The organism is Bradyrhizobium sp. PRIMUS42, assembly GCF_023006515.1.
Lineage (GTDB): Bacteria > Pseudomonadota > Alphaproteobacteria > Rhizobiales > Xanthobacteraceae > Bradyrhizobium.
The window spans coordinates 1-2815 of the sequence record NZ_JALBGZ010000769.1 but is presented as its reverse complement, the minus strand read 5'-3'; the positions used below and the strand labels follow the sequence as shown (position 1 = coordinate 2815).

General features: G+C 63.1%; 4 protein-coding genes. 2 read left to right on the top strand and 2 right to left on the bottom strand.

The window, feature by feature from the left end; all coding sequences use genetic code 11:
• Both MOV75_RS33310 and lgt read right to left on the bottom strand, forming a co-directional pair.
• Nucleotides 1-618 (bottom strand): SAM-dependent methyltransferase (locus MOV75_RS33310; protein ID WP_247007448.1); only part of this gene is annotated, 618 nt, incomplete at its 3' end.
• A gap of 22 nt (nt 619-640) precedes the next feature.
• Entirely contained in the window at nt 641-1486 is an 846-nt protein-coding gene (gene lgt, locus MOV75_RS33305) for a prolipoprotein diacylglyceryl transferase (RefSeq protein WP_246931727.1), read from the bottom strand.
• A 208-nt stretch (nt 1487-1694) separates the two neighbouring features.
• On the opposite strand from lgt, the gene MOV75_RS33300 reads away from it, so the two are divergent.
• Nucleotides 1695-1946, top strand: coding sequence for an accessory factor UbiK family protein (locus tag MOV75_RS33300; protein ID WP_135170330.1), 252 nt, complete (start codon nt 1695-1697; stop codon nt 1944-1946).
• Nucleotides 1947-2215: 269 nt separating this feature from the next.
• Nucleotides 2216-2815 (top strand): 50S ribosomal protein L25/general stress protein Ctc (locus MOV75_RS33295; protein WP_247007445.1); only part of this gene is annotated, 600 nt, incomplete at its 3' end.

Here is a 2815-nt window from a genome sequence, read left to right as displayed (position 1 = left end):
CACCAGGGGCGGCAGCAGCACGTCGAAGCGTGGCGTCGGCTCGGGCGCCGCGCCGAATTGAAGCTTGCCGTTGGGATCGATCTCGATCACGCGCTCATGCCAGCCATTCTCGAGCCTCACCATCTGGTGGATCGGCAGCACGTCGAAATATTCGTTGGCGAGGATGATGCTCGGTCCTTCCGGCACGTCGTCGATGCTGTCGTGCCAGTCGATGTTGCGCACGTTCGCCAGCGTTGCGCCCTGCCGTTCGCGCAAGACGGGATTGACCTCGACCATGTGGATATGAAGCGCCTGGTACAGCGGTGGCAGCACGCGGAGTGCGCGCAGCGCGTCCGCCATCATGGTGCCGCGGCCGGGGCCGAGCTCGATCAGCCTCAAAAATTGCGGCGAGCCCATCTGCTTCCACACCGAGGCGGTCCACAGTCCCAGGAGCTCGCCGAACATCTGGCTGACCTCGGGCGCGGTGGTGAAGTCGCCCTCACGGCCCAGCGGATCGCGCGAGACGTAATAGCCATGGCGCGGATGCATCAGGCACAGTTCCATGTACCGCCAGACCGGCATGGGGCCCGAGGCTTTGATCAGCGCCTTGATCTCGTCGAGTAGCGGCTGGTCGGTCACGGTGTACTTTCTCGAAATGGAATTAACTGTTGGCCTCGATGGGCTTCGGCGCACCGCGCCGCACTGCCAATACAATAAGTATGAGGCCGACAATAAGCATCGGGATCGACAACAGCATGCCCATGGTTAACCCGCCCCAGAGGAAGCCGAGCTGGGCGTCCGGTTCGCGGAAATGCTCGCCGATGATCCGGGTCAGGCCGTAGATCAGGATGAAGCTGCCGAGGATCATGCCGGGCCGCTTCAGCGCACCAAGGCGGATCATGATCGCGAGCACCGTGAACAGCAGGATGCCTTCCATCCCGGCTTCGTAGAGCTGGCTTGGATGGCGCGGCAATTGGGTCGGATCATCGGGAAAGATCATCGCCCAGGGCAGGCTCGCATCGGTGGCGCGGCCCCACAACTCGCCCTTGATGAAATTCGCAATGCGCCCGAGCAGCAGTCCGACCGGAGCGACGGCGGTGGTGATGTCGCCGAGCGACAGGATCGAGATGCCGTTGCGATAGGCGAACCACATCACCGCGACGACGCAGCCGAGGAAGCCGCCGTGGAACGACATGCCGCCCTCCCACAGTTTGAAGATCGCTGCGGGATGCGAGATGAAGAAGGGCAGATTGTAGAACAGCACGTACCCGGTGCGGCCGCCCAGGATGATGCCGAGCGTGACCCAGAGAATGAAATCGTCGATCTGAAGCAGCGAGATCGGCGCGGGCCTGCCCCACAGGCGCTCGCTCTTCAGGAGCGAGCGCGCATACAGCCAGCCGAACACGATGCCGCTGATATAGGCCAGCGCGTACCAGCGGATGGCGAACGGTCCGAGCGCGACGGCGACCGGATCGATGGATGGGAAGTCAATGAGCAGAAAGGGCATCGCGCCTTCTATATCTAGACGAGATTGCGGCGAAGAGGACCAGCGGACGCCGTCTGATTCTTGTTATGCCGGGACGTTGAATACGATTGCAAGGAAAGCGGTTCATGACAAGGATACCGCCGATCGGCACTTGAACCGTTTCGATCGGATTGCCATTGTCTTTTCGAGAGTTTGCGCCAAGCTAATCTGAGGCCGCCAGGAGACCGAAATGACCCAGACCAACAACCGGTTTTTCGACGAGATCGGCCGGCTGATGAACGATGCCGCCGGTGCCGCCCAGGGCGTCAAGCGCGAGTTCGACACGGTGATGCGCACCCAGGCTGAAAAATTCCTGCGCGACATGGATCTGGTCAAGCGCGAGGAGTTCGAGGCCGTCAAGGATATGGCGCGCCTGGCGCGCGAGGAGAACGAGGCGCTGAAAACGCGGATTGCGGCGCTGGAGGCCAAACTCGGAGGGTAGTCACCGGTCCCGTAGCCCGGATGGAGCGCAGCGAAATCCGGGGGCCGCTCTCACCGGTCGTGCGATCTCCCCGGATTTCGCTCCGCGCCATCCGGGTTACAAGATGCCATCCGGAACAACCCGCCAGCCCATTCTCCTTGTCATTTCCGCATCTTCCGGGTAAAAGCCCGCCACGTCCGCGGCCCCCGCACCCCTGGAGGCTTGCTGCGGCGTATGCCATGGGCCGCCTTGCGGCCCATTAACTTTTGCAAAAACAAGGACTTAACGACATGGCGACGACCGTCAAGGAATTGAAGGCGACCGCACGTCCGAAGAGCGGCAAGGGGGCCGCCCGGGCTGAGCGTCGCGCCGGGCGAGTGCCCGGAGTGATCTATGGCAACAACCAGCCCCCGGTGACGATCTCGATTGAAGATCGCGAACTGCGCCAGCGCATCCTCGCCGGCCGGTTCCTGACCACGCTGGTCGACATCGATCTCGAGGGCAAGAAGCACCGCGTGATTCCGCGCGACTACCACCTCGATCCGGTCAGGGACTTCCCGATCCATGTCGACTTCATGCGGCTCGGCGAAGGCGCCACCATCCGCATCAGCGTGCCCTTGCATGTGGTGAAGTCGGAATCGTCACCCGGCGTGAAGCGCGGCGGCACCGTCAACATCGTCGCCCACGCGATCGAGCTCGAATGCGGTGTCGAGAGCATTCCGCAGTACATCGAGGCCGATGTCGGCTCGCTCGAAATCGGCCACTCGCTGCATCTGTCCGACGTCAAGCTGCCGGCCGGCGTGAAGGCGCTGGCCCGCGAGGACGCGACCCTCGTCACCATCGTGCCGCCGTCAGGCTACGCCGAAGAGCAGAAGGCCGCCGCTGCGGCT